The organism is Stenotrophomonas sp. YJH_SMC_106-19 (assembly GCF_059368375.1).
On record NZ_JCAFRQ010000001.1, the window covers coordinates 558,189 to 581,411 of the forward strand.

Annotated in this window: 26 protein-coding genes; 13 read left to right on the forward strand and 13 right to left on the reverse strand. The window is 68.6% G+C overall.

Annotated features, from left to right (window positions below):
* The 4 genes from AC5P5M_RS02545 to AC5P5M_RS02560 all read right to left on the reverse strand — a co-directional run bounded on the left by AC5P5M_RS02545 (window position 1) and on the right by AC5P5M_RS02560 (window position 2,878).
* Window positions 1-1,344, reverse strand: coding sequence for a virulence factor family protein (locus AC5P5M_RS02545; RefSeq protein WP_258012825.1), 1,344 nt, complete (start codon window positions 1,342-1,344; stop codon window positions 1-3).
* A gap of 93 nt (window positions 1,345-1,437) precedes the next feature.
* On the reverse strand, window positions 1,438-2,055 hold the full coding sequence (locus AC5P5M_RS02550) for a DUF998 domain-containing protein (RefSeq protein ID WP_053519940.1): 618 nt from the start codon (window positions 2,053-2,055) through the stop codon (window positions 1,438-1,440).
* The gene (locus AC5P5M_RS02555) at window positions 2,052-2,225 is read right to left on the reverse strand and encodes an oxidoreductase-like domain-containing protein (RefSeq protein WP_065174857.1); all 174 of its coding nucleotides are present in this window, start codon (window positions 2,223-2,225) and stop codon (window positions 2,052-2,054) included. Before AC5P5M_RS02555 ends, AC5P5M_RS02550 begins: the two co-directional genes overlap by 4 nt.
* Before the next feature lie 50 nt (window positions 2,226-2,275).
* Window positions 2,276-2,878 (reverse strand): HD domain-containing protein, encoded by a 603-nt coding sequence (locus AC5P5M_RS02560; protein ID WP_053519939.1) that lies wholly within the window; start codon window positions 2,876-2,878, stop codon window positions 2,276-2,278.
* A gap of 229 nt (window positions 2,879-3,107) precedes the next feature.
* Between AC5P5M_RS02560 and AC5P5M_RS02565 the strand changes: the two genes are divergently transcribed.
* Window positions 3,108-4,256 (forward strand): tetratricopeptide repeat protein, encoded by a 1,149-nt coding sequence (locus AC5P5M_RS02565; protein WP_065181978.1) that lies wholly within the window; start codon window positions 3,108-3,110, stop codon window positions 4,254-4,256.
* Window positions 4,257-4,263: 7 nt separating this feature from the next.
* On the opposite strand, the gene AC5P5M_RS02570 is transcribed toward AC5P5M_RS02565, so the two are convergent.
* Window positions 4,264-4,599: a zinc ribbon domain-containing protein YjdM gene (locus tag AC5P5M_RS02570; protein WP_053519938.1), complete on the reverse strand. Its 336-nt coding sequence runs from the start codon at window positions 4,597-4,599 to the stop codon at window positions 4,264-4,266.
* 167 nt (window positions 4,600-4,766) lie between these two features.
* Between AC5P5M_RS02570 and AC5P5M_RS02575 the strand changes: the two genes are divergently transcribed.
* The 3 genes from AC5P5M_RS02575 to AC5P5M_RS02585 all read left to right on the forward strand — a co-directional run bounded on the left by AC5P5M_RS02575 (window position 4,767) and on the right by AC5P5M_RS02585 (window position 6,845).
* On the forward strand, window positions 4,767-6,128 hold the full coding sequence (locus AC5P5M_RS02575; RefSeq protein WP_414487854.1) for an Hsp70 family protein: 1,362 nt from the start codon (window positions 4,767-4,769) through the stop codon (window positions 6,126-6,128).
* A gap of 229 nt (window positions 6,129-6,357) precedes the next feature.
* Window positions 6,358-6,651: a YkgJ family cysteine cluster protein gene (locus AC5P5M_RS02580; protein ID WP_080375345.1), complete on the forward strand. Its 294-nt coding sequence runs from the start codon at window positions 6,358-6,360 to the stop codon at window positions 6,649-6,651.
* 11 nt (window positions 6,652-6,662) lie between these two features.
* On the forward strand, window positions 6,663-6,845 hold the full coding sequence (locus AC5P5M_RS02585) for a hypothetical protein (protein ID WP_053519936.1): 183 nt from the start codon (window positions 6,663-6,665) through the stop codon (window positions 6,843-6,845).
* A 48-nt stretch (window positions 6,846-6,893) separates the two neighbouring features.
* Here the strand turns inward: AC5P5M_RS02585 and AC5P5M_RS02590 are convergent, their stop codons facing one another.
* Genes AC5P5M_RS02590 through AC5P5M_RS02600 form a run of 3 tightly spaced genes read right to left on the reverse strand, consistent with a single transcriptional unit; the run spans window position 6,894 to window position 8,892 of the window.
* Window positions 6,894-7,775 (reverse strand): DUF4097 family beta strand repeat-containing protein, encoded by an 882-nt coding sequence (locus tag AC5P5M_RS02590; protein ID WP_053519561.1) that lies wholly within the window; start codon window positions 7,773-7,775, stop codon window positions 6,894-6,896.
* An 8-nt stretch (window positions 7,776-7,783) separates the two neighbouring features.
* The gene (locus tag AC5P5M_RS02595) at window positions 7,784-8,317 is read right to left on the reverse strand and encodes a hypothetical protein (RefSeq protein ID WP_053519560.1); all 534 of its coding nucleotides are present in this window, start codon (window positions 8,315-8,317) and stop codon (window positions 7,784-7,786) included.
* Complete coding sequence (locus tag AC5P5M_RS02600; protein WP_065174854.1) at window positions 8,314-8,892, reverse strand: RNA polymerase sigma factor; 579 nt, start codon at window positions 8,890-8,892, stop codon at window positions 8,314-8,316. Before AC5P5M_RS02600 ends, AC5P5M_RS02595 begins: the two co-directional genes overlap by 4 nt.
* 124 nt (window positions 8,893-9,016) lie before the next feature.
* On the opposite strand from AC5P5M_RS02600, the gene AC5P5M_RS02605 reads away from it, so the two are divergent.
* Both AC5P5M_RS02605 and AC5P5M_RS02610 read left to right on the forward strand, forming a co-directional pair.
* A complete protein-coding gene (locus tag AC5P5M_RS02605; RefSeq protein ID WP_053519558.1) occupies window positions 9,017-9,196 on the forward strand; it encodes a hypothetical protein in 180 nt (59 codons plus the stop codon).
* Window positions 9,197-9,231: 35 nt separating this feature from the next.
* Window positions 9,232-9,825, forward strand: a complete 594-nt coding sequence (locus AC5P5M_RS02610; protein ID WP_080375333.1) for a mechanosensitive ion channel family protein — start codon at window positions 9,232-9,234, stop codon at window positions 9,823-9,825.
* A gap of 10 nt (window positions 9,826-9,835) precedes the next feature.
* On the opposite strand, the gene AC5P5M_RS02615 is transcribed toward AC5P5M_RS02610, so the two are convergent.
* Window positions 9,836-10,102, reverse strand: a complete 267-nt coding sequence (locus AC5P5M_RS02615) for a DksA/TraR family C4-type zinc finger protein (protein ID WP_053519557.1) — start codon at window positions 10,100-10,102, stop codon at window positions 9,836-9,838.
* A gap of 125 nt (window positions 10,103-10,227) precedes the next feature.
* Window positions 10,228-10,785 (reverse strand): DUF2058 domain-containing protein, encoded by a 558-nt coding sequence (locus tag AC5P5M_RS02620; RefSeq protein WP_053519556.1) that lies wholly within the window; start codon window positions 10,783-10,785, stop codon window positions 10,228-10,230.
* Window positions 10,786-10,848: 63 nt separating this feature from the next.
* Here AC5P5M_RS02620 and AC5P5M_RS02625 point away from each other — a divergent pair, with 63 nt between their 5' ends.
* The 3 genes from AC5P5M_RS02625 to AC5P5M_RS02635 are packed head-to-tail and all read left to right on the forward strand — an operon-like array spanning window position 10,849 to window position 13,707.
* Window positions 10,849-11,349 (forward strand): M48 metallopeptidase family protein, encoded by a 501-nt coding sequence (locus tag AC5P5M_RS02625; protein ID WP_053519555.1) that lies wholly within the window; start codon window positions 10,849-10,851, stop codon window positions 11,347-11,349.
* A 48-nt stretch (window positions 11,350-11,397) separates the two neighbouring features.
* Window positions 11,398-12,096, forward strand: a complete 699-nt coding sequence (locus tag AC5P5M_RS02630) for an RNA pseudouridine synthase (protein ID WP_065181817.1) — start codon at window positions 11,398-11,400, stop codon at window positions 12,094-12,096.
* Between the two features lie 42 nt (window positions 12,097-12,138).
* Window positions 12,139-13,707: a phospholipase D family protein gene (locus tag AC5P5M_RS02635; RefSeq protein WP_164151983.1), complete on the forward strand. Its 1,569-nt coding sequence runs from the start codon at window positions 12,139-12,141 to the stop codon at window positions 13,705-13,707.
* Window positions 13,708-13,710: 3 nt separating this feature from the next.
* Here the strand turns inward: AC5P5M_RS02635 and AC5P5M_RS02640 are convergent, their stop codons facing one another.
* A complete protein-coding gene (locus AC5P5M_RS02640; RefSeq protein WP_065174851.1) occupies window positions 13,711-14,793 on the reverse strand; it encodes an HDOD domain-containing protein in 1,083 nt (360 codons plus the stop codon).
* Between the two features lie 280 nt (window positions 14,794-15,073).
* Between AC5P5M_RS02640 and AC5P5M_RS02645 the strand changes: the two genes are divergently transcribed.
* Window positions 15,074-16,171 (forward strand): Glu/Leu/Phe/Val dehydrogenase dimerization domain-containing protein, encoded by a 1,098-nt coding sequence (locus AC5P5M_RS02645; RefSeq protein ID WP_495205535.1) that lies wholly within the window; start codon window positions 15,074-15,076, stop codon window positions 16,169-16,171.
* A gap of 58 nt (window positions 16,172-16,229) precedes the next feature.
* Here AC5P5M_RS02645 and AC5P5M_RS02650 read toward each other — a convergent pair whose 3' ends face one another.
* Window positions 16,230-19,073, reverse strand: a complete 2,844-nt coding sequence (locus AC5P5M_RS02650) for a S8 family serine peptidase (protein ID WP_495205536.1) — start codon at window positions 19,071-19,073, stop codon at window positions 16,230-16,232.
* Window positions 19,074-19,255: 182 nt separating this feature from the next.
* Between AC5P5M_RS02650 and AC5P5M_RS02655 the strand changes: the two genes are divergently transcribed.
* The 3 genes from AC5P5M_RS02655 (at window position 19,256) to AC5P5M_RS02665 (ending at window position 21,452) form a co-directional block, all read left to right on the forward strand.
* The gene (locus tag AC5P5M_RS02655; RefSeq protein ID WP_053519550.1) at window positions 19,256-20,431 is read left to right on the forward strand and encodes a thiolase family protein; all 1,176 of its coding nucleotides are present in this window, start codon (window positions 19,256-19,258) and stop codon (window positions 20,429-20,431) included.
* A 122-nt stretch (window positions 20,432-20,553) separates the two neighbouring features.
* Window positions 20,554-20,895: a hypothetical protein gene (locus AC5P5M_RS02660; RefSeq protein ID WP_053519549.1), complete on the forward strand. Its 342-nt coding sequence runs from the start codon at window positions 20,554-20,556 to the stop codon at window positions 20,893-20,895.
* A gap of 146 nt (window positions 20,896-21,041) precedes the next feature.
* Window positions 21,042-21,452: a hypothetical protein gene (locus AC5P5M_RS02665; RefSeq protein ID WP_053519548.1), complete on the forward strand. Its 411-nt coding sequence runs from the start codon at window positions 21,042-21,044 to the stop codon at window positions 21,450-21,452.
* 59 nt (window positions 21,453-21,511) lie between these two features.
* Here the strand turns inward: AC5P5M_RS02665 and AC5P5M_RS02670 are convergent, their stop codons facing one another.
* Complete coding sequence (locus AC5P5M_RS02670) at window positions 21,512-23,149, reverse strand: acyl-CoA dehydrogenase family protein (protein WP_368865706.1); 1,638 nt, start codon at window positions 23,147-23,149, stop codon at window positions 21,512-21,514.
* Between the last annotated feature and the right edge of the window lie 74 nt (window positions 23,150-23,223).

Sequence of the window (23,223 nt, forward strand, 5' to 3'; positions counted from 1 at the left end):
TTACGCGCCGCCCTTGAGGATGACCTCGGCCAGACGATCGTAGTCGCCACCGAAATGGTGGTCGCCAGGCAACCGGATCCTGCGCACGCCCTCGTTCGCAGGCAGGTCCGGACACAGCGCGTCCTCATCCTTGTCGCCATAGACGCACAGGGTCTTGGCCGCCGGCAGCCTGGCCACTTCCGGCGCGATCGGCAGGCCATCGCCGCCACCGCCCAGCCAGTTGCTGACATGGAACTCGAAATCAGCCTTCCGCCCCACGGAGAGCAGCACGATGCGCTCGAGTGCTTCGCGGCTGCCGGCATCGAGCCGGTTGATGGTGGCCGGCAGCACGTCGGCGCCCTGCGAGAAGCCGATCAGCATCACCTTGTCGCGCCGCCATTGCTGGCGGTAGTGGTCGATGATCTTCTGCAGGTCAGCGGCAAACCCCTCCGGCGTGCGTTCGCTCCAGAAATAACGCAGCGAATCGATGCCCACCACGGCCACGCCGTGTTCGGCCAGCGACGAGGCCACGTCCTTGTCCAGTCCCGCCCAGCCGCCATCACCGGAGACGAAGATCGCCAGCGTATCGCCGTCACCGTGCGCGGGGACTTCCACCACGGGCAGGCCCTTCAACGCCGCCGGCGGCGGTGCCAGACTGATGCCGGCCTGCGCACCGATCACCCGCGCGGCAGCCACCAGTCCCGGCGTGGCATCGCCGCGGGCGCTGCGCTTGAATCCGCGCGCCATCGCGACCTGCTGCACGAACGGACCCGCGCCCTGGCCCCTGCAGCCCACATCGCCGATGGCATTCAACCAGGGAAAGTTCAGTTCGGCCGGTTGCAGCCGCCCCTCCTTGACGCCGTCTCCGCAGACCATGCGTTCGTGGGCATGGTCGGGACAGAAGCCGGAGGTCAGCAGGCCGGCGAACACCTGGGTGTCGGCCTGTGCGGCCAGGCTGTAGGCCAGCTCGGCACCCTCACCATCGCCGCCGACCAGCGGCAGGTGATATCCCGGCAGGTGCAGGAACGCCTGCACCCAGCGCGAGAAATTCTCGACGTCGCCAGCACCGAACGAACAGGTGCTGTCGCCTTCGCGTTCAAGCACGCCCCGCAGGTGCGCCACATCCACCGCCGCCACCAGCGCACCGTCGGCACGCAGTGCTTCGATCGGCGCCAGGCTGGCAGCGCCATAGGGACCTTCGTGGAACCAGATCACCACCCGCTGCGGCACTCCCGCCGGCAGATGCACCGGCACCTGCTCGAATCGGCCATGGCTGACCTGCTGCACGGATGCCGCGGCCACCGCCGGCAACGCCGCCAGTGCCATCACCAGTCCCATCGCCCTGCCCAACCCTGCACGCGTCATGTCGCAACCCCAGTGGAATGCGCACACGATACGCCGCCACCGCGTGCACGACACGTACCGGTCACGGCCGTTCGCCGGGCCCGCGGCCAGGGTTCAGGCGCGCGTGCGCGCCAGACCGCGCCGGTACAGGGTGACGGCCAGCCAGAGCAGCCAGCCGACGATCACGGCGATCACCAGCTTCTGCCCCAGCCCGCGCGGCGGCCCGTCACGCCAGAGCACATGCAGCCACAGCAACGCGAAGGCCAGCCAGGCCCAGCCCCACAGCAGGGCAGCACTGCGCTGCCAGCCCGGCTCGCGACGCAGGTACCACGCCTGCAGCAGCATGCCGACGCTGGCACACAGGAAGGCCGTGTTGGCAGCCACGCCATGCACCAGCGGCGCCAGCAGCGGCGTCGCCTGCGGCAGCCAGCTGTCGCCGATGGCGACCGTCGCCAGGCCCAGGGCGGACACGGTGAACAGCAGCGGCGCGGCCGCGCTGCGGCGGGGCCCCACGCTGTGACGATAGAGCGCGATGCCGAGCGCGGCGATCGCCACCGCCAGCAGGCAGTAGGCGGCGCGCAGCGCCAGACCCCAGGGACCGTGCAGGTACAGGCTCAGGGTCGCGCGCATCCAATCCAGATCAGCGCGCGCGAACTGCGTCCACAGGGCCGTCGCCACGAACAACAGGAGCGCCACCAGGGCCAGCAGCGCAGCCGGACGCGCTCCGGTCATGGCGTGGCCTCCGGGTGGCGCGCCTTCCATTCGGCCAACGCCTTGCGGTAACGCTGCAGCTCTTCGGCATACAGATCGAGTACGCACAGCGGGCAGCCGCTGCCGCAGCACTCGTTGGGACCAGGTTCTTCCGGTGCGGTCGGCCGGGGATCAGGATCGGGAACGGACACGGTGGGCGGCGCTACCTTGCAGATGCAGGCCGCCAGTGTAACTGCCCCGCTCAGGTGTCCAGCCGGCGGCGCAGATTCGCGCGTGCCGCGGCATCCAGGCGCTGGTGGAAGAAGTCGCTGAGGAAGATCCGCGGTGCGCGCAGCAATCCCTGCAGGAAGCGGCGGCGGCCGGCGCGGTACAGGAAACCCGGGACCACCCCCTGGTACTCCTCGGCCACACCACGATCGTAGGCATCGAACACCGGTGCAGGCGCGCCCAGGATCGCCATGTCGCAATCCAGGAACAGCGCCGCTTCGGCGTCGACATCCGCAGGACCGAGTTCGCCATGACGGGCAGTCAGCAGGATCAGCTGCTCGACGCGGGCGGCGTCGATGCCCGCCAGCGCAGGCTCCTGCGCGATGGCCTGCACGGCCAGTGCCGCCGAGCGTGCCTCGTTGTCCTTGCGTCCCGCCTCGTAGACCGCATCGTGGTAAAGCGCGGCCAGAAAGACCTCGGCGGGCTGCCGCCAACCCGGTCCATCGGCGACGTCCTGGCAGTGCTGCAGCACCGCGCGCACGTGGCCGAAGTGATGGTACGCGCGTGGCGGCGTGGCATATCGGTCCTGCAACGCCTGCCACTGCGCCGGATCGAGCGGGATCGGGGCGAAGTCCATGCCGGCATGATCCTGCCAGACGCCCCGGCCAGCAAGCTGGACAATAATTCACCACGCACTCACAGCCGCCGTCCGGCAAGGGCGGAGCACAGTTGTCCACAGCTTTGCCGAGCGCTGGTCCACATCGCCTGTGGATGACCGCGCCGCCGACCGGCGGTCGATGCACCGGCGCACGGGCAGGACTACACTCGGCGGCAGGCGGATGCGCCCGCCGCTGCCGGGAATTGCCATGCAACGTCCTGCCACCCGATTCCTGCTGCTCGCCCTGCTCGCGCTGGCGGCGCCGGCCGCCGTTGCCCTGGACGGTCCTGCCGCCGCACCGGCCGCTCAGTACCGCCCCGCCCCAGCGAGCGTGCCGACCGCAGACGAAGTGCTGGCGATTCCGCCGGCGCTGCGCGCGATGCTGACCCGACAGGTGATCGCGCGCAGCCACTCGCGCGACCAGCGCCTGCAGGCCCTGGTGGAGATGATCTTCGATCGGCAGGGACTGGATCTGCAGTACGACGCCGACGCGACCTATACCGTCGGCGAAGTCTGGCAGTACCGCCGCGCCAACTGCCTGGCATTCACGCTGCTGTTCGTGTCGCTGGCACGCGAGGCCGGCATCCAGGCCCGGGTGCAGGAAGTCGGCAGCGTGGTGTCCTGGTATCAGGAGCAGGACCAGGGCGTGGTCTACAGCGTCGGCCACGTCAATGCCGGGGTCGACGTCGGCGGCCGCTTCGGCACGGTCGATCTGGACCGCAACGTGCTGTACGACCGCCACGGCCCGCAGCCGATCGACCGTGCCCGTGCTTTGGCGCACTTCTACAACAATCGTGGCGCCGAACGCATGGCCAGCGACGATCTGGACGGTGCCCGGGTGTTCTTCGATGCAGCGGTGGCGCAGGACGCGCGATTCGCACCGGCCTGGAACAACCTGGGCGTGCTGGACAACCGGAAGGGAGACACCGCCGGCGCACGTCGTGCGCTGGAAATGGCACTGCGCCTGGACGGCCGTCAGGATGCGGCACTGAACAACGCCAGTGCGCTCTACCGGCGGTTGGGCCTGGTGGCAGCAGCGCAGCAGCTGGAGCGCCGCCTGCGCGCCGTACAGCGCGAGGATCCGTTTGCCCAGTACATGCTCGGGGCCCGCGCCGAACGCGCGGGCGACCTGGCGGAGGCCATCCGCTGCTACCGCCGGGCGGTGCGCCTGTACGATGCCGCACACCAGTTCCATTTCGGCCTGGCGAGGGTGTACTTCCTCGCCGGCCAGCTGGCCCGCGCCGACAAGGAACTGACACGGGCCCAGGAACTCGGCGGGGCGCCGCAGCAGGCCCGCTACCAGGCCAAGCTGGACAGCCTGGCCCGCTGGCGGGCGCAGCAGCAGGCCAGGCGCTGAGGGCCCGTCAGGCCTTCTTGAGGAAGCAGGTTTTCAGCACCAGCCCCTTGATCTTGTCCGAGTTGCCTTCGATGTGCTCCGCATCGTCCTCGACCAGCCGGATGTTGCGGATCACCGTGCCCTGCTTGAGCGGAATCGAGGAGCCCTTGACCTTCAGGTCCTTGATCACGGTCACGGTGTCGCCGGCCTGCAGGGTGTTGCCGTTGCTGTCACGCACGACCAGCGCCTGCCCCGCGCCCTCCTCGGCGGTCCATTCGAAGCCGCAATCGGCGCAGATCCACAGCGCGCCATCGGCATAGGTGTTTTCCAGGGTGCACTGCGGACAGGCGGGAACGGACGACATTGCAAGTACCTCAAAATGAATCAACGGCCGCCATTGTAACCGCCCGCTCTTTTCACCCGTTCTCCCGCGGCCGCTCCCCCTGCCCGCCCGAGATGGCCGGCAGGCGCTTGCAGCGGACCGCAAACTGCAGCAGAGTGCGCGGCCCTTGTCCGTCCCTGGAATTCCGCATGCGCCTCGGCATCGACTTCGGTACCAGCAATTCTGCCGCCGCCATCGTGCACGAGGGCCGCCTGTTGCCGATCCGCTTCGGCGATGCCGAACAGTTCCGCACCAGCGTCTACTTTCCGGGCGTGGTACCCGATCCGGACGACTTCCAGCCCGATGCCAGCCAACAGCATGCGCTGGAGCAGATGATCGACAGCGCAGCGCGTGCCGCCCGCGCTGCCGGCCAGGAGCGCCCGCCGCAGGCACTGCGCCGCGAAGCATTGCGCGCACTGCGCCGCGAATGGATGGAAGCCCGTGCCCGCGAAGCGCGCAGCGCCAGTGACCTGCTGCAGAACGCGATCTACGGCGATGACGCGCTGGAAGCCTATTTCGAGGAGCATGAAGGCAACCTCGTGCAGAGCCCCAAGTCGATGCTCGGCTACAACCTGCACCCGCGCGCGAAGCAGACCATCACCGGCATTGCCGCGCATATCCTTGAGCACATCCGCCTGACCGCCAGCGCGCAGCTCGGCCAGCCGCTGCGCACCGCCCTGCTCGGCCGCCCCGTGCAGTTCCGCAGCTCGATCGGCGAGGCCGGCAACGCGCAGGCGCTGGACATCCTGCGCGAGGCGGCGGCGCAGGCCGGCTTCGACCGCATCGATTTCCTGGAAGAACCTGCCGCAGCGGCGATGCACTATCACGCCGGAAGCGCGACACGGCACCAGGCCGTGATCGTCGACATCGGCGGTGGCACGACCGACATCGCCCATGCCGAAGTGGGGGGAACAGTACCCCCGCATATCCACCGTGCCTGGGGCATCGCCCGTGGCGGCACCGACATCGACCTGGCCCTGAGCCTGTCCAGCTACATGCCGCTGTTCGGTCGTGGCATCACCCGCGTGCCCGCCCACCACTACGTGGAAGCCGCCACCGTGCAGGACATGACCCGCCAGCGCGACTTCCGCCAGCACAACTACGATGCGGTCGACGCACCCTGGGGCCCGCGCCTGCAGGCACTGCAGGACACCGGCAACACCGCGCGCCTGTACCGTGATGTCGAGCGCGCCAAGATCGCCCTGAGCAGTTCTGCCACGCACCGCAGCACGCTGGACTACATCGGCCGCGACCTGCACGCCGACAGCAGTGCCGAGGGCTTGGCCAGTGCGGCCAATGGCTACCTGGAACAGATCCGCACGCTGCTCGCCCAGGTGCGCAGCGACATCGGCGGCGACCCGGACGCGGTGTTCCTGACCGGTGGCATGTCCCGTGCGGGCTACCTGCGCCAGGCCGTGGCGGAGGCGTTTCCGGGTGCCCGGATGGTCTACGGGGAGCCTTCACTCGGGGTGGTACAAGGCCTGGCGCTGGCCGCAGCCAGCCGGGATTAACAAAACGTTACGCAGGGTTTGCTACCCTCGGTAGGCTTGATCCACAGCTGTACCTTCCATCGGCCCTGCCGGTGTGTGTTCCGGGTGCAGCGCGGCCCGCCACGCGGGTCTTGCGGCCGTGCCTTCCTGGCTCGTTCATGGCCGCGCATCACCCGAGCCGCCATCGAGACCCGCTTTGGGCACCCGCCAGGCCCCTGTGGCCTTACAACCTGACGCCGCACCTGCACCCATCGACTGCCGCCGTTGTGACGCGGTCTGTTGCCGGCTGCCGGTACTGCTGCAGCCCGGCGACCACGTGCCCGGCCAGTTCCTCGCGCGCGACGCCCACGGCCGGGCCGTGATGGCGCGCAACGAGGAAGGCTGGTGCGCGGCGATCGATCCCTATCACCTGCGCTGCACGATCTATTCGCAGCGCCCGGCGATCTGCCGCCAGTTTTCGATGGGCGGCGATGACTGCCGCCGCGAGCGGCAGGATTACCTGCGCCAGGCCGATGCCTGTGCGCTTTCCTCCCCTTCCACCTGACAGGAGCAACCATGCCCCGCAAGGCAAAGACCCCCGCGAAGGCTAACAACAGCATCCGTAGCGAACGCAAGGGTGCAGCCGCCAGTACTGTGGTCAGCAGCGACTCGATCGCGTCTGACCTGGCCGCGTTCCGCAAGGCCGGTGGCAAGATCGAAGTGCTGGGTACGACCTGGGCGCTGAAGAAAGCCAGCTGACCCTCCCTGACCGCGGCGGCGCTGCCGCCGCGGCCTGCCGGTCGATGCTCAGCGGTCCAGTCGGACCCGCACGCTGCCCGAATGCGACTGGATGCGGATATCGCCGTCACCGCCCCCCAGCCGCGTGTCGAGATTGCTGCCCGGCCCATAACGCGGCCGCTCCACCGTGCCGGCATCACTGTTGATCGAGCCGCTGAAGCTGTTCACCGACAGCTGCGCCGATACGGTCCGCGGCAACCGCAGATTGACCGATGCGCTCACCGATTCGACGTTGATGCGCCCCCCTGGCGCCAGACCGGCAGCGGCCAGTTCGATGCTGCCTGACACCGTCTCCACCGCCAGGCGCTGGATGCGCCCCGCATCGACATCCACGCGTCCGGACACGGTCTGCGCACCGATGTCGCCGGACACGCCTCCCCCCGCGTCAATGCGGCCGCTGACGGTGTTCACGTCCAGCCGCGGCGTCTGCAGGCGGGCAGTGACGCTGCCGCTGACCGTGTTGAGCTTGGTGTCGCCGCTGCGGCCTGCCGCGGACAGGCTGCCGCTGACCGTATCGGCCTGCAGCCGACGCACATCGATGCCACTGATGTCCTGGCTCGCACTGACGGTGCTGAGCAGCAGTTCCGCCGAGCGCGGCACGTTCAACACCAGGGTGGCCCCGCCATTGTTGCTGCGGCGTGGATATTCCACCTCCCACCGCACGCGGTTGGCACTCTTCTCCTGACGCAGCTGCAGGCCGTCGCTGAGGCTGCCGGTGAGCTGGACCTCGTTGCGGTCCCAGCCGCGCACGGTGACCTTGCCGGCCACGTTGCTCAGTTCAATCCGGCCACCGGTGGCGAGTGCATGGCGTTCGTCGACGCGCGTGTCGGCCAGTGCCACAGCCGGTACCAGCAGCAGCGCGGCGCAGCAGAAAAGAAGGGGTCGCATCATGGGTCTCCTCAGGTTGTCAGTCCGGCGGCGGCCTGCGCCGCCTGCCGGGTCAGTTCCAGCCGCAGCGCATAGGTGCGCTTGAGCTGTCCAAGCAGGTGCGGCGCACGTGGATCCTGCGCCATCGCCGCGCGGATCTGCTCCGCGCTGCGGTCGAGTTCGTGCAGGGCCGGTTGCCACTCCGCTGCCCCGCCCTGCGGCAGGGAGGCCACCGCCTGCTGGTACTGCTCGGTCATCGCTGCGGCCTGCAGCTGCAGCCCGGACGGCGCCGGCGTGGCCTGCGGCGGCTGCCACCACGGTGCCACCGCGTAGACCGCCAGGCTGGCGGCCAGCGCCGCGCCCACCGGCAGCCACCAGCGCCGTCGCGGACGCGGCGTCATCGCCACCACCTTGCCTGCTGCCGGGAGCGGTCCGGGGGCGGACCCGCGCGGTGGCAGGCTGGCCGACAGCCGCGCCCAGCCGTCCTCCGGAACGCTGCGCTCGCGGGGCAAGGCGCGCAGGCGCGCGAGCAGGTCGTGGTCGTAGTCGGGGTCGTTCATCGTCATGTCATGTCTCCCAGCCGTGCACGCAGCAAGCCACGCGCACGATGCAACTGTGCCTTGGAACTGCCGACAGCCATCTGCAGCTGCTCGGCGATTTCCTGGTGTTTCCAGCCTTCGATGTCATGCAGCACCAGCACCGCCCGCGCCCGCGGGGGCAGCGTCGCCAGCGCACGTTCCAGGTCGCGCTCCGTGCCGGCGCAGCGGTCATGCACGGCCAGCTCCGGTACACCACCGTCCACGTCATCCAGGCTGTCGTGATCGTGTCCTCCCGCCCGGCCGCGCAGTTCCATCAGCGCGGCATTGACCCCGAGACGATGCAGCCAGGTCGACAGGCTGCTTTCGAAGCGGAACCCGGGCAGTGCCTTCCACGCCTGCAGGAACGCCTCCTGCAGTGCATCCTCCGCACGTGCCTGCTGGCCGCCACACAGCCTCCACAGCACGGCGAACACCCGTGGCGCATGGCGTCGATACAGCAGTTCGTAGGCCGCTGTATCGCCACCGGCTGCCGCCCGTACCAGGGCAGGTTCGTCGACGGCGTCGGAGGCAGCAGGCGGTGCGGGCATGGTGGTGTCGAGCATAGTCCTTGGATGCGCCAGTCCCGCAGAAGGTTTAGATCCGATTCCTGCCAGGCGCGATGCAACCTTTTCGGCGGCCGCTGCATCCATGGAGGGTCCTTCGTGAAATACCCTCCGGGAGCCCGCCATGTCCAGCCCATCGTGTGCCGCCCTGCTGGCCGTCGCTGCCTGCGTCGCGCTGCAGGTGCTTGGCCTGTCGCTGCAGCTCCACCCCGAGCGCGGCCGGGCCTGCCTGCAGCAGCAGCGCCAGGAGCTGGTGTGCCTGGCGTGGAGGCCGATGGTCGAATCGCCGGCACGTGCCGGGTAACATCGGCGACCACCACCGCTACCTGCTGTCGCCCCATGATGTTGTCGCTGAAGGATCACCTGCCGGCCTGGACCCATCCCTGGCTGCACAACATGGGCATCGCCCTGCAGATCGCGCTCGTCCTGCTGGCCGCCTGGCTGCTGCGGCTGCTGGCGCGCCGCCTGATCCGCCGATTCGCCGACCACTACACCCTGCCGCCGGAAATGGTGATGGGCGCGCGCCGCATCACCAGTTTCGTGGTCTATTTCAGTGCACTGCTGTACATCCTGAGCCTGCTGGGGGCCTCACCGGCAGTGCTGTGGACGGCATTCACGGGCTTTGCAGCCGTCGGTGCGGTGGCCTTCTTCGCGGCCTGGAGCGTGCTCTCCAACATCTTCTGCACGCTGCTGATCTTCACTACCCGCCCGTTCCGCCTGCATGACTACATCGAGGTGCTGGAGAACGGCGAGAAGCCCGGACTGAAGGGCCGGGTGATCGATGTGAACCTGATCTACACCACGTTGCAGGAGACCGGCGAAGGCCACGAAGGCACGGTGCTGCAGCTGCCGAACAACCTGTTCTTCCAGCGCACCGTACGCCGCTGGCGCGATCCGGCACAGGCACCGGGCGGCATCCAGGGCGACGGCTGAGCCGCCCACATCAACGCAGCTGGCTGTCTTTGCTGCCGCGACGGTTGTAGCTGCTGTGCGCCTGCTCTTCCTCATCGTGCGCCTGCTGGCAGGCCACGCACAGCCGTACGCCGGGCACGGCGTTGCGCCGCGCCAACGGAATCGGTGCGTCGCATTCCTCGCAGTGCTCCAGACCCGGGCCCTGGCGCAGCTGGCGCCGCGCGCGGGCAATCGCATCGTCTACCGTCGCGTCGATCTGGTCCTGGACCGCGCCATCTCCCGCCCAACCGGTAGCCATGTCCGTCCTCCGCAGGTGTGTGACCTGATATGGGGACGATACACCCACGGAAAAGGCCGGGCAGTGCCCCGCCCGGCCCGTGCTTCAGCTACCTGTCTGCCCGTGGGGACGCCTGCGGCAGCGGCTTACCAGACCAGATCGTCAGGAATCTGGAACTGCGCGTAGTAGGCATCATCTTCGGCGTTGCCGGTGGAGATCTCCTCCGTCGAGCCCGGCTGCCCGTGGTCGACCACGATGGCTTCCGGCGCGCGCTCGCGCACCTTTTCCGCCGCAGCACGGGGCAGCAACGCGTAACCCTCGCCCTGGGCGACGATGACCAGCACGCCCACCGACAGCGCCTTTCGCAGCTTGGGGTCGATCAGCAGGGTGCGGATCGTGCTGCCATCGCTGAAGCGATACTCATCCTCGCCCTTATGCGGCACGGCATGGGCAGCGATGATCTGCTTTGCCTGCGCCTTCTGCTCGGCCAGCCTGGCCTGTGCGTTGCGCTCGGCGGCCAGGGCACGATCGCGCTCGATCTTCTCGGCGCGGGCGCGTTCAGCCTCACGCTGCACCTCGGCCGACGTCGATTCAGCCTTGCCCTGGCGCGCCTTGGCCTGTTCGCGTGCGGCGGCGCTGGCCTGCGACTTCTTGGCCAGGCCGGCCTTGAGCAATTGTTCCTGCAGCGCGTTGGGCTTTGCCATGGTCGGTGCGTACCGCGTGTAATCTTGGATGCCCCCATTCTACCGACGCCCCGCCGCCCCTGCATGGCAGTCCTGAAGTACCTCACCGGTTATCCCGAACCCCTGGTCGCCCAGGTCAGCGAACTGCTGGCGCAGGGCCGGCTCGGCCCGTGGCTGCAGCAGCGCTATCCCGAGCCCCATGAGGTGCGCAGCGACCGTCAGCTCTACGACTACACCCAGGAGCTGAAAGACCGCTACCTGCGCAAGTCGGTACCGCTCAACAAGGTCTGCTACGACAACACGCTGGAAGTGATCAAGCATGCACTGGGCACGCATACCGCCATTTCCCGCGTGCATGGCAGCCGCCTCAAGGCCAGCCGTGAGATCCGCATCGCCACGGTGTTCCGGCAGGCGCCGGCCGCCTTCCTGCGCATGATCGTGGTGCACGAGCTGGCGCATCTGAAGGAAGCCGACCACAACAAGGCCTTCTACCAGCTCTGCCAGCACATGGAGCCCGATTACCTGCAGCTGGAATTCGACACCCGCCTGTACCTGACCGAGCTGGCCAACCGCAGCCAGCGCTGACCGCGCGCAGGGGCTACACTGCGCGGCCCCCGCCCGACCTGCCCGCCCATGGAACCGATACGCCTCGACAAACGCTTGTCCGCCCTGCTCGGCATCCCGCGCGGCGAAGCGCGGCGCTACATTGAAGGTGGCTGGGTCACGGTCGATGGCGAGGTGGTCGAACAGCCACAGCGCCCGGTCGATGACACTGCGGTGATCGTGGTCGATGAACAGGCCAATGACAGCAAGGCCGAGCGCGTGGGCATGCTGCTGCACAAGCCGGCTGGTGCTGCCGCCGAAACCCTGTGTGCGCTGGTCAGCAGCAACAGCCACAGCGCTCTGGACGCCAGCGGCATCCGGCCACTGCAGCGCCATTTCCACGGGTTGCAGCTGGCTGCGTCCCTGCCCGCGGCAGACAGCGGCCTGGTCGTGGTCAGCCAGGACCCGGCCACGCTGGCCCACCTGCAGCGCAATCTCGGCCGCACCGAACAGGAGTATCTGGTCGAAGTGGCAGAAGGCGGGCCGGAACGGGGCCCCTGGCTGCTGGCCCGGCTGCAGCAGGAGTCGGGCGGGGCCAAGGTGAGCTGGCAGAGCGAGCAGCGGCTGCGCTTCGCCGGCAAGGGGCTGACGGCCAAGGGCCTGAAGACCGCGGTGGCTGCCGCTGGCCTGCAGGTCACCGCCCTGCGCCGCCTGCGCATCGGCCGGGTGGCACTGGGCCCGCTGCCGCCGGGACAGTGGCGCTACGTGGGCAGCGACGAACGGTTCTGACGCGCGCCGCCGCGCGGCACGCCGATCCACTAGCATGGGGCCATGAGCCCGCCTGCGCCTGTGTGGCGACGCCTGTTGCGCGTCGTTGCGATCATCTTCGCCATCCTCCTGCTGCTGGTCCTGTCCGGACTGCTGCTGGCCGACCACCTGACGCCACAGGCGCACGGTGAGCCGTCGCACGTACTGCCGCTGCAACCGGCGCAGACCCGCATCGACCAGCAGGTCGTGCCGCTGCAGGAGGCGCACCCCGGGCAATCCGGCGTGGCCTTCCTCGGCGATGGCATGGATGCATTCGCGGCGCGCGCGATGATCACCGCGCAGGCCGGGCGCAGTCTGGACCTGCAGTACTACATCTGGCACGACGACCTGATCGGTCACCTGATGGCCAGAGCGCTGCATGACGCCGCCGAGCGCGGGGTGCGCGTGCGCATCCTGCTGGACGACATGAATGCCAAGGACAAGGACGCGCTGATGATGGCGCTGGACCGGCATCCGAACATCGAGATCCGGCTCTACAATCCGTTCCGCAACCGCAGCGGCATCCTGCGCATGGTGGAGATGGTGCAGCGCTTCTTCAGCGTGAACCACCGCATGCACAACAAGAGCTGGATCGCCGATGGCCGTGTTGCCATCGTCGGTGGCCGCAACATCGGCGAGGAGTATTTCAGCGCGCGCACGGATGTGAACTTCCAGGACCTGGACCTGCTGGTCGCCGGCCCTGCCGTTGCACAGGCGAACCGGATATTCGACGACTACTGGAACAGCCCGGCGGCGATTCCGGTCTCCGCGCTGGCCTTCCATACCGACGCGCAGCTTCGCCTTCTGGTGCGTGAGTCCGACCATGAAGCGCAGCGCGATGCTGCCCGGCCCTATCTTGCGCGCGTGGCCGAATCACGCCATCGGCAGCGTCCCAGCCCCGAGCCGCTGCACTGGAGCAGCACCGTGCGCATCGTCTCGGATCCGCCGATGAAACACCGCAACGACGACCGCGGCAGCTGGCTCGTTACCGGGCTGATCGGTGAACTGGAGTCTGCGCGCAGCAAGGCCTTGTTGATTTCGCCCTACTTCGTGCCGGGCAACGAGGGCCTGGACGGGCTCTCGGCAATGGCGTCGCGCGGCGTGCACGTGGGCATAGTGACCAACTCCCTTGCCGCCAACGACGTTGCGGCCGTGCACGGCGGCTACATGGGCTACCGCGTGCCCCTGCTGAACGCCGGCGTGCACCTGTATGAGCTGAAGGCACAGGGCCAGGCGGGCGATGCAGGCCTGTTCGGCAGCAGCGGGGCCAGCCTGCACACCAAGGCCTTCCTGGTGGACGACCACCGTGGCTTCGTCGGTTCCTTCAACCTCGACCCGCGCTCGGCCTATCTCAACACCGAAATGGGGGTGCTGTTCGACGATCCCGTGCTGGGCGCGCAGCTGCGCGACGAGTACCTGCGCCTGGCCGACGCCAGGCACAGCTGGTGGCTGGCAGTGGACAACCGCGATCGGCTGCGCTGGCTGGAGCGTGAGCCTCCGCCGCGCTGGGTGGAGGACGAGCCAGGTGCTACGCGGCGCCAGCGCTGGCTGTCGCGGATCATCAGCTGGCTGCCGGTGGAATCGCAGCTGTAGCGCTCAGTGTGCCCTGGCCTCGCCTTCATGCGGGGCGTCGTCCAGTGTTTCCACGCTGCGACCATGCAGGCGCCGCCAGATCCAGCGAAGCGCATGGGGCGGAGCCGACGGCAGCTGCTCCAGCAGGGCCAGCATGCGGCCCTGGGTGGAGTGGCCATGCCGGCACAGCAGGCTCGCCGCCGCCGCTGCGCTGCCCAGCCGCAGGCTGTCGGACAGAGGGCCCGAGGCGTCGGCCGCCAGGGTCTGGTGTACCGGGTCGGGCAGCTCCCAGGCGGCGGCCACCCGCTGTGCCAGCGGCAACGACCACTGCTGCAGCAGCTGCAGAGCCAGGGCCGGCTGCACGTCCTCGCCGCGCGCCTGGGCTTCCTGCAGCAGCTGGCGCATCACCAGCGCCGCACCGAGTCCCTGCACCAGGCCCAGCCACTGCGCAGCGAAGGCATCGCCGGAGTTCACGCTGCGTGCGTGGTCGGCAGCAGCACGCGATGCCAGCAGGGCGTGCTCCCAGGTGATCGTGCTGAACTGCGGGAACCGCTCGCACTGAACCTGCATCACCGGCTGCACCAGCACCGCACTGATGATCTGCCGCACGCCTTCCGTGCCGACCAGGGTCACCGCCCGCTGCAGGCTCTCGACCGGGCGTTCGTGCACCTTGTACGCGGGACTGTTGGCGATACGCAGCAGGTTGCCCGTGAGTACCGGATCCTGGCCGATGATCGCCGCCATCACCCGTGCCGAGGCGGCATCATCGTTGACGGTCTGGATCAGCTGCGGCAGCAGCTGCGGCCGGCGCGGCAGCTGCCGCGTCGCCCAGTCGCGATCCTGCAGCGCGTCCGCCACCGCCTGCGCCAGTCCGGCGCTGGCGGCATCGACAGGGCCGGGCTCGCCCGCCAGTCGCGGGTACAGCGCCAGCGCGTGCAGGCCACGCTGCAGCTGCGCGGCGATCTCTCCCGGGGGCACTGGGTCTCCCTGCAGGCGGGCAGCCGCAGCGGCCACCGCCTGACGCGGCCCCGCCGACAGACGCGACGGCGCCGCGCCGGTCAGCGACGCAAGCCAGCCGCGTACCCTGCGTGCCCAGGCCAGCGTCACCGGCCGTGATCCTGTCGATGTCGTACTGCGCTCGCCATGGCCCGTCTCTGTCTCTTCACACGATCCGGCCACTGGCCATCGACGCAGCATCGGCCGCGCTTTCATCTTCTTTAACCCGCAGTGCCCGTCGACGTCGACGGCAGACACTCGGGGAATGGACTAGAATGGCGCCGCGCGACCCGTCCCCCTGCACCGACGACGTCGCTTTTTTTGTTTTGGGACCCTACCGTTCACTGGTCGTTCGCTGCAGTTCGCCGCCGTTCGCACCATCGGAGACGCCATGCTATTCGAAACCCTCGCCACCACCGGCCACGAACAGGTGGTGTTCTGCCACAGCCATGACGCCGGCCTGAAGGCGATCATCGCCATCCACAACACCACCCTGGGCCCGGCCCTGGGCGGCGTGCGCATGCGTCCCTATGCCAGCACCGACGAAGCGCTGGCCGACGTGCTGCGGCTGAGCCGGACGATGACCTACAAGAATGCGCTGGCCGGCCTCAATGTCGGTGGCGGCAAGGCGGTGATCATCGGCGATCCGAAAGCGGACAAGACCGAAGTCCTGTTCCGCGCCTTCGGTCGCTATGTCGATTCGCTGGGTGGCCGCTACATCACCGCCGAAGACGTCGGTACCGACGTCAACGACATGGAGAACATCTACCTGGAAAGCCAGTTCGTGACCGGCGTCCACCAGGTGCATGGCGGCTCCGGAGATCCCGCACCGTTCACCGCCTACGGCGCGCTGCAGGCGTTGATGGCGTCGATGCGTTTCAAGTTCGGCCACGAGGAAGTGGGCAAGACCAGCATCGCAGTGCAGGGCCTGGGCCACATCGGCATGGAACTGGTCAAGCTGCTGCGCGACCGCGGCGCGAAGCTGTATGTCACCGACCTGGACGCGGCTCTGGTCGATCGCGCAGTCAGCGATTTCGGCGCCGAAGCAGTGAAGCCGGACGAGATCCACGAAGTGAATGCCGACGTCTTCGCGCCGTGCGCGCTGGAAGGCTCGATCAATGCCGACACCCTGCCGCGGATCAAGGCCAAGATCATCTGTGGCACCGCCAACAACCAGCTGTCCAGCCTGGAAATCGGCGATGAACTGCACGCGCGCGGCATCCTGTACGCACCCGATTACGCGGTCAATGCCGGTGGCGTGATGAACGTGTCGCTGGAGATCGATGGCTACAACCGCGAGCGCGCGATGCGCCTGATCCGCAGCATCTACCACAACCTGACACGCATCTTTGAACTGTCGCAGCGCGAGAACATCGCGCCGCAACGTGCGGCCGACCGAATCGCCGAGAGCCGCATCCTGGCGATCGGCAAGCTGAAGATGCCGCTGGGCCGCAGCACCCCGCGCCTGGGCAATCTGCGCGGCGGTTGACCGCCCCTGCCGGGCCTCGGCACGGCGCCCCTCCGGGCGCCGGCAACCCCATGATGGATCAGAACCCGGCGCTGTAACGCAGCGCCGCTTGCCGTGCGTCATCACCGCCGACACGCTGATCGATGCCCAGGCTCAGACGGCCACTCCGTCCCCACCACGACTCCAGCGCAAGCCCGAGCAGCGCGCTGCCACGCGATGAGTCGGCACCGGGCAACGGTGCCCACGCGTCGACACCGACGAAGCTGGCCTGCCACTCCCCGGCGCCGCCCTGAAGGCGCTGCTGCCATTCGGCGTGCCCGCGCAGCGTCCAGCGTCCCCAGCCGCGCTCGCCGCGCAGCCCCGCCAGCAGTTGACTGCGCTGCGCACGATTGGCTTCACCCCGCAGGCCGAAACCGAAGCCGCCGCGCTCGTTGAACGCCGCGGTATCCACCCGCGTGGCACTGGCACCGACATACGGTGTCAACGACGCGCCGACGGTGCCGAAGCGATAGCCGCTTTCGACACTGGCGCTGCTGAACCGACCGCCGTAGCGCGCGGAAACGCCGTAGGCACCTGCACCCAGCAGCAGCTGCCGGTCCAGTTCGCGGGTGAACCGCCCTGTGCCGAACTGCGCCAGTGCATAACCGCGCCCAACGCTCCAGCCGGCATACAGCTGCGCCTGCGCCTGGCGGTCCTGCCCGCGATCACCGTTGAAGGCACTGCCACCGTTGCTGCGTGTTTCACCGAACGCCATGCCCAACAGGCCATGGCTGCCCAGCGGCACGTCCTGACCGGCCATCCAGCCCCGGCTGTCGGTCGCGCTGCCGGCGAAACTGCCCTGCCCTGCCTCACCCAACGTGCTCTGCCAGGCACCGCGCAGCGCAGGCAGAGCCTGCACGCGATCGAAACGGGCGGCCACCGCGCGTCGCGACATGTCGATGCTGTCGAAGGTTGCCGCCTCGGCCCGTGCGTGGGCCTTGCCGGACAGGCTCTCCAGCGTGGCCGCCAGGCCCGTGCTGCGCTGCAGGCCGGCCGCTGCGCCACCGAATGGCGAATCCTGCAACGCGTGGTTGCCGTCCAGTTCGACGAACGCGCCTTCCAGCCGCGCCGCAGTTGTCTGCACACCGGCATCGAGCCCACGCGCAGCGGCGGTGACACTGATCCGGGTCAGGTTCAACCATGCGTTGTTGCTGTCATAGCCATAGCTGGTCTGCAGCAGGGCCAGCCCCTGCAGGCCACTGGATGTGGCCGCGGTGCTGAAGGTGCCGGTCAGGCCGGCTGCAGCATGGATCAGATCCTGCCGGGTACCGTCCTGCGGCACGTAGCCATCGACGAATCCGTGGACGTGCACGCCACCGTCCAGACGGGCGCTGCCGGTGACCTGCAGCGCGTTGGCCCCCAGCGCGATCATCAGCTGTGCGCCGGCCTGCTGCACGTAGTTGCCTTCGATGGTCGCCGTGGTGTTGGCAGTGGTCAGGAACACGCTGCTGCCGTTGGTCACGTTGCCGACCACGCGGGGCGTGCCGCCATTGAACTGCAGGCCGCTGGATGATGGATCGGCCTGCGGCAGGATGCTCACGCTGGAACGGATCACGCCGCCGTCGCGCAGCGACAGCACACCGCCTTCGATGCGGGTGGCACCGCTGTAGCTGCTGTTGCCGGTCAACGCCAGCACGCCGGCGCCCTGCTTGACCAGGCCGCCACTGCCGACGATGTCGTTGCTCCAGACCGAACCGGTGGATGCTGCGTCGACATTGGCAACCACGTCGCCCCAGTCGAAACGTCCCGGCCCGTTGATGGCCCTGCCGATGTCGAGCAGCCCGTAGCCGAACACCGGGTCCACGCCGGGGGCGCCGATGTCCTTGGCCGTGCCGAGCAGGGTCTGCCGTACCAGGTTGTTGTCGAAGTACGGATACCGCTCCCACACCAGCGCGGCCGCGCCCGACACCAGAGGTGCGGCGAAGGACGTGCCGTAGTTCCAGAAGTAGCTGGTGCCCGCGTCATCCGGATAGACCGCGCTGCCCGGCGCCGCCAGACAGTAGCGCGCCGCCTGGCCGCAGGCATTGGCGTAACCGGCCAGCGTGTCCGGCGCGTAGGGATCGACGGCCGTGGCCACCAGCCAGCCGCGCTCCAGATCCGCAGCCGGCCGCGAGCCTGCCACGCCCGCCTGGCCCGGCAACGCCGCCAGGCTGCTGGGCTCGCTGCGCGCGTCGTTGCCCGCGGCGAACACCACCAGCCCGCCGTGATTGATGACGAAAGGCCGGTACTCGCCGGCGACCTGGGCGGTGGTGGGCAGGTCGGTCCAGTACAGACCGCCCCAGGAATTGTTCATCACCTTGACGTTGTAGCTGATCAGGTCGCGGTGCACCTGGGCCACTCCGAGGGTGCCGCTGAAGGAATTGCCCTGGCCGCTGCCGTCGTCTGCCGGCGGCTTGTCGGAGATGATCCGCGCCGACACGATCTGCGCACCGGGCGCGATGCCGCCGGGCCAGCGCCCGACCGCTGCGCCCGCGGCCAGGCTGGCGACGGCAGTGCCATGGCCGACCACATCGTCCACGCCCAGATTGTTGCGGGCAGGGTCGATGTAGGTGAGGTTGGCCACTACCCGCCCGTTCAGCGCGGCGGCCGCGCGCTGCACACCCGAATCGACGATACCGATGCGCACGCCCCTGCCGGTGGCACCGGTGGCCTGCGCGGCACCCGCATGGGTGACCGACAGGTGCGCATCGAAGGCCGGCTCCAGCGGTTTGGGCGGGGGCGGCGTGGTCGGCGGCGGCGGTGCAGGCGGCGGCGTGGTGGGCGGCGGCGTGGTGGGCGGCGGGTCAACGCGCACGTTGCCACCGCCACCTCCGCCCCCACACGCCGTCAGCGCCATCGCCAGCGCCGCTGCCAGGACCGACCGTGCCATCGTCGTGCGTTCCATCGATTCCATCCCATGAACGTTGGCCCGCCTTCATCCCGGCGGGCATGCGGCGCCATCCAGCGGCAGCCATCCCCGACCCTCTATACTTGGGCCGACCCCCACGCAGTCTGCCGGGAAACCGGAGCGCATCCAACGCCCCCGGTCTCCTTTCCGAACATTGCTTACGCATCAACGAGATTGCCATGTCCAACATCGTCATCGCCGCCGCCAAACGCACCGCCATCGGCTCCTTCCTCGGCCAGTTCAACGGTGTGCCGACCCCGACCCTCGGCGCGGCCGCCATCGCCGCAGCGCTGGAGCAGTCCGGTGTCCCGGCCAGCGACGTTTCCGAAGTCCTGATGGGCTGCGTGCTGCCGGCCAACCTTGGCCAGGCGCCCGCCCGCCAGGCCGCGATCGCCGCCGGCATCCCGCTGTCCGTCGGTGCCAGCACCCTCAACAAGGTGTGCGGCTCGGGCATGAAGACCATCATGCTCGGGCATGACCTGATCAAAGCCGGTTCGGCCAAGGTCGTGGTTGCCGGCGGCATGGAGTCGATGTCCAACGCGCCGCACCTGCTGCCCAACTCGCGCACCGGCAACCGCTTCGGCAACTTCCAGGCGGTGGACCACATGGCCCACGATGGCCTGGTCAACGCCTACGACGGCAAGGCCATGGGTGAATTCGCCGAGTGCGCCGTGGACAAGTACCAGTTCAGCCGCGAGGAGCAGGACGCCTACGCCATCGAATCGGTCAAGCGCGCGCAGGCGGCGCAGGCCAACGGTGCGTTCGCCGACGAGATCGTCGCGGTGAAGGTGGCCACCCGCAAGGGTGAGGTCGAGGTCGACACCGATGAACAGCCCGGCCGCTCGGACATCGCCAAGATTCCGACCCTGCGCCCGGCGTTCAAGAAGGACGGCAGCGTGACCGCTGCCAGCTCGTCCAGCATTTCCGACGGCGCCGCCGCCGTGGTGCTGCTGACCGAGGAAGACGCCAAGGCCCGCGGCATCACCCCGCTGGCACGCATCGTCGGCCACGCCACGCATTCGCAGGAGCCGGAGTGGTTCACCACCGCACCGATCGGCGCCATCCACGCATTGCTGCAGAAGACCGGCTGGTCGCTGGACCAGGTGGATCTGTTCGAAATCAACGAAGCCTTCGCCGTGGTGGCGATGGCCCCGATGCGCGAACTGGGCATTCCCCACGACAAGCTCAACGTGAATGGTGGGGCCTGCGCATTGGGGCATCCGATCGGCGCATCCGGGGCACGCCTGGTGGTGACCCTGGTCAACGCCCTGCGCACGCGCGGTGGCAAGCGCGGCATTGCCACCCTGTGCATCGGTGGTGGCGAGGCGACCGCAATTGCCATCGAATTGATTTAAAAAGGTTTAACTGCGATTTCGCAAAAATGAATGCGGGATCGCTTGACAGCCAAACGTGGCTTGTCATCATGTTGTCGGCGCGCAGTTGCGCGTTGCCTAATCTAACGACGAGGATTCACACAATGAGCATCAACAAGCTGCTGGTCGCGATGTCCCTGGCTCTGGCCCTGGCCGCCTGCTCGAAGCAGGAAGCTGCCCAGGACGCCGCTGCTTCGGCCAACGAAGCCGCCACCGAAGCCCAGGCTGCTGCCGATCAGGCCGCCGCTGCTGGCGCCCAGACCGCCGACGCTGCCCAGCAGGCCGCCGACACCGCCGCCACCGCTGCTGACGCTTCGGCTGACGCCGCTGCCCAGGCTGCTGGCGCCGCTACCGACGCTGCTGCTGAACAGGCCAAGGACGCTGCCAAGGCTGCCGAAGGCACCGCCGAGCAGGCCAAGGACGCTGCTGAAGAAGCCAAGAAGTAATAACTTCTTTCTTCACGCTGTTCTGGAAAAGCCGCTGGTTCGCCAGCGGCTTTTTCTTTGCATCGCGTTCCGCGACCCTGCCTTCACAAGGGCGTGAATAGGCTGGCGTCCCCATCCATTGCCGCAGTGCACTACCGGAGACCGCCATGAAGATCCGCTCGCTGACCCTGTCCCTGCTGGCCGCTTCGCTGCTGATCGGCCTGGCCGCCTGCAAGGGCCCGGAAGCCGAACAGGCCCGCCAGGATGCGCGGCAGGCTGCCGACAGCGCAGGCGCCGCCGCCCGTGACGCAGTCGACCAGGCCGCCGCAGCTACCCGCGAGGCCGCCGACAAGACGGCAGCTGCATCCGAGCAGGCGGCGGCCGATACCCAGCAGGCGCTGGACAAGGCGGCTGACGCTACCGCCAATGCTGCTGACCAGGCCAAGGTCGCCGCCACCGACGCCGCTGCACACGCCAGCGATGCGACCGCGGACGCCGCACAGAAGGTCGCCGACAAGGCGCGTGATGTCGCAAATGACGCGAAGGCGAACGCGGCCAAGGAAGAAGCCAAGCACTGAGCCGCGTCCGGTACTGCAGAGCGCCGCAGCCACGCTGCGGCGCTCTACAGAATTCCACGCTACGGCAGCGCGCGCGCCAGGATTTCCGACAGGTCCAACCCGGCCGGCAGGGTGCCGAACACCCATCCATGTTCACCGCCGAGCCGGCTGCGGATGAACGCATCCGCCACCGGACTGCGTGCACGCAGCAGCAGCGCCGCCTGCAGCAGCAATGCGGTGCGCTCGCAGAACATCCGCGCCTGCGACTCTTCCGGTGCCGGGGTCGTTACCCAACGCTGCAGCGCAGCGGCATAGCGCGCATCGCGATCAGCCACCGCCGACAGCTCGCCCTGCAGTGCGGCCAGCGTCTCCGGTTCGCGGGCCAGTGCCCGCAGCACATCCAGGCACTGGATGTTGCCGCTGCCTTCCCAGATCGAGTTCAGCGGCGCCTGCCGGTACAGGCGCGGCAGCATTGATTCCTCCACATAGCCCGCGCCGCCCAGGCATTCCTGCGCCTCGTTGACGAAGGTCGCCGCCCGCTTGCACACCCAGTATTTGCCCAGCGCCGTGCCCAGCCTGGCCAGCGCCGCCTCGCCGGCATCGAAGGACGCACGTTCCACCGCACGCGCGATGCGCATCGACAGCACCGTCGCCGCTTCTGATTCCAGTGCGAGGTCGGCCAGCACGTTGGCCATCAACGGATGCTCCACCAGCAACCGGCCGAAGGTGCGGCGGTAGCGGGCATGGTGCAGCGCCTGCGCCAGCGCCATGCGCATTTCCGCTGCGGCACCCAGCATGCAGTCCAGGCGGGTCATCATCACCATGCCGATGATGGTGGCCACGCCACGCCCCTCTTCGCCCACCCGCCACGCCTGCGCGCCGCAGAACTCGACCTCGCTGGACGCGTTGGCCCAATCGCCCAGTTTGTCCTTCAGCCGCACCAGGCGGAATGCATTGCGGTCGCCATCGGCAAGCCGGCGCGGCATCAGCAGACAGGTCAGTCCGCCCGGTGCCTGCGCCAGCACGAGGAAGCCATCGCACATGGGTGCCGAGAAGAACCACTTGTGGCCGACCAGCCGATAGCGCTCGCCGTCGATGGGCTCTGCTCGCGTGGTGTTGGCGCGCACATCCGAGCCCCCCTGCTTCTCGGTCATGCCCATGCCCAGGGTGATGCCGGCCTTGTCGGCCACCGGTACGTCGCGCGGGTCGTACACCGGTGCGGCGGCCTTGCGCGCCCATTCGGCCAGGTTCGGCTGCGACCGCAGCACCGCTACCGCCGCATGGGTCATCGTCAACGGGCAACTGGTACCGGCCTCGGCCTGGTGGTGCAGATAGCTCAGCGCCGCGCGTGCAACATGCGCACCCGGCTGCGGCTCATGCCAGGACAGGCCGGCCACGCCATGCGCCTTCGCGGCGGTCATCAGCTGGTGGTAGGCCGGATGGAACTCCACCGTATCGATGCGATGCCCCTGCGCGTCGTGGGTGCGCAGGCGCGGGCGGTCGCGGTTGGCATCGAATCCGAGCCGGTACAGCTCGTCACCGGCCAGCGCACCGTACTGCGCCAGGCGCGGGACGAAGGCTGCGGCGCCTTCGCGATGCACCGCCTCCATCAACGCTGCGTCATCGGTCCACAGCTGGCGCCCGGCGAACGGTGGCGGCTGATTGAGCACCACATGGGTCTCGAAGGGGGCAGTGCTGCTGAAACCCGGTCCACTCATGCGATCCATCCGGCGGCAAGAGGTATGCGATCCGATTGTGCCGCATGCTGCGCCAAGCCCGCGTTCAGGCCGGT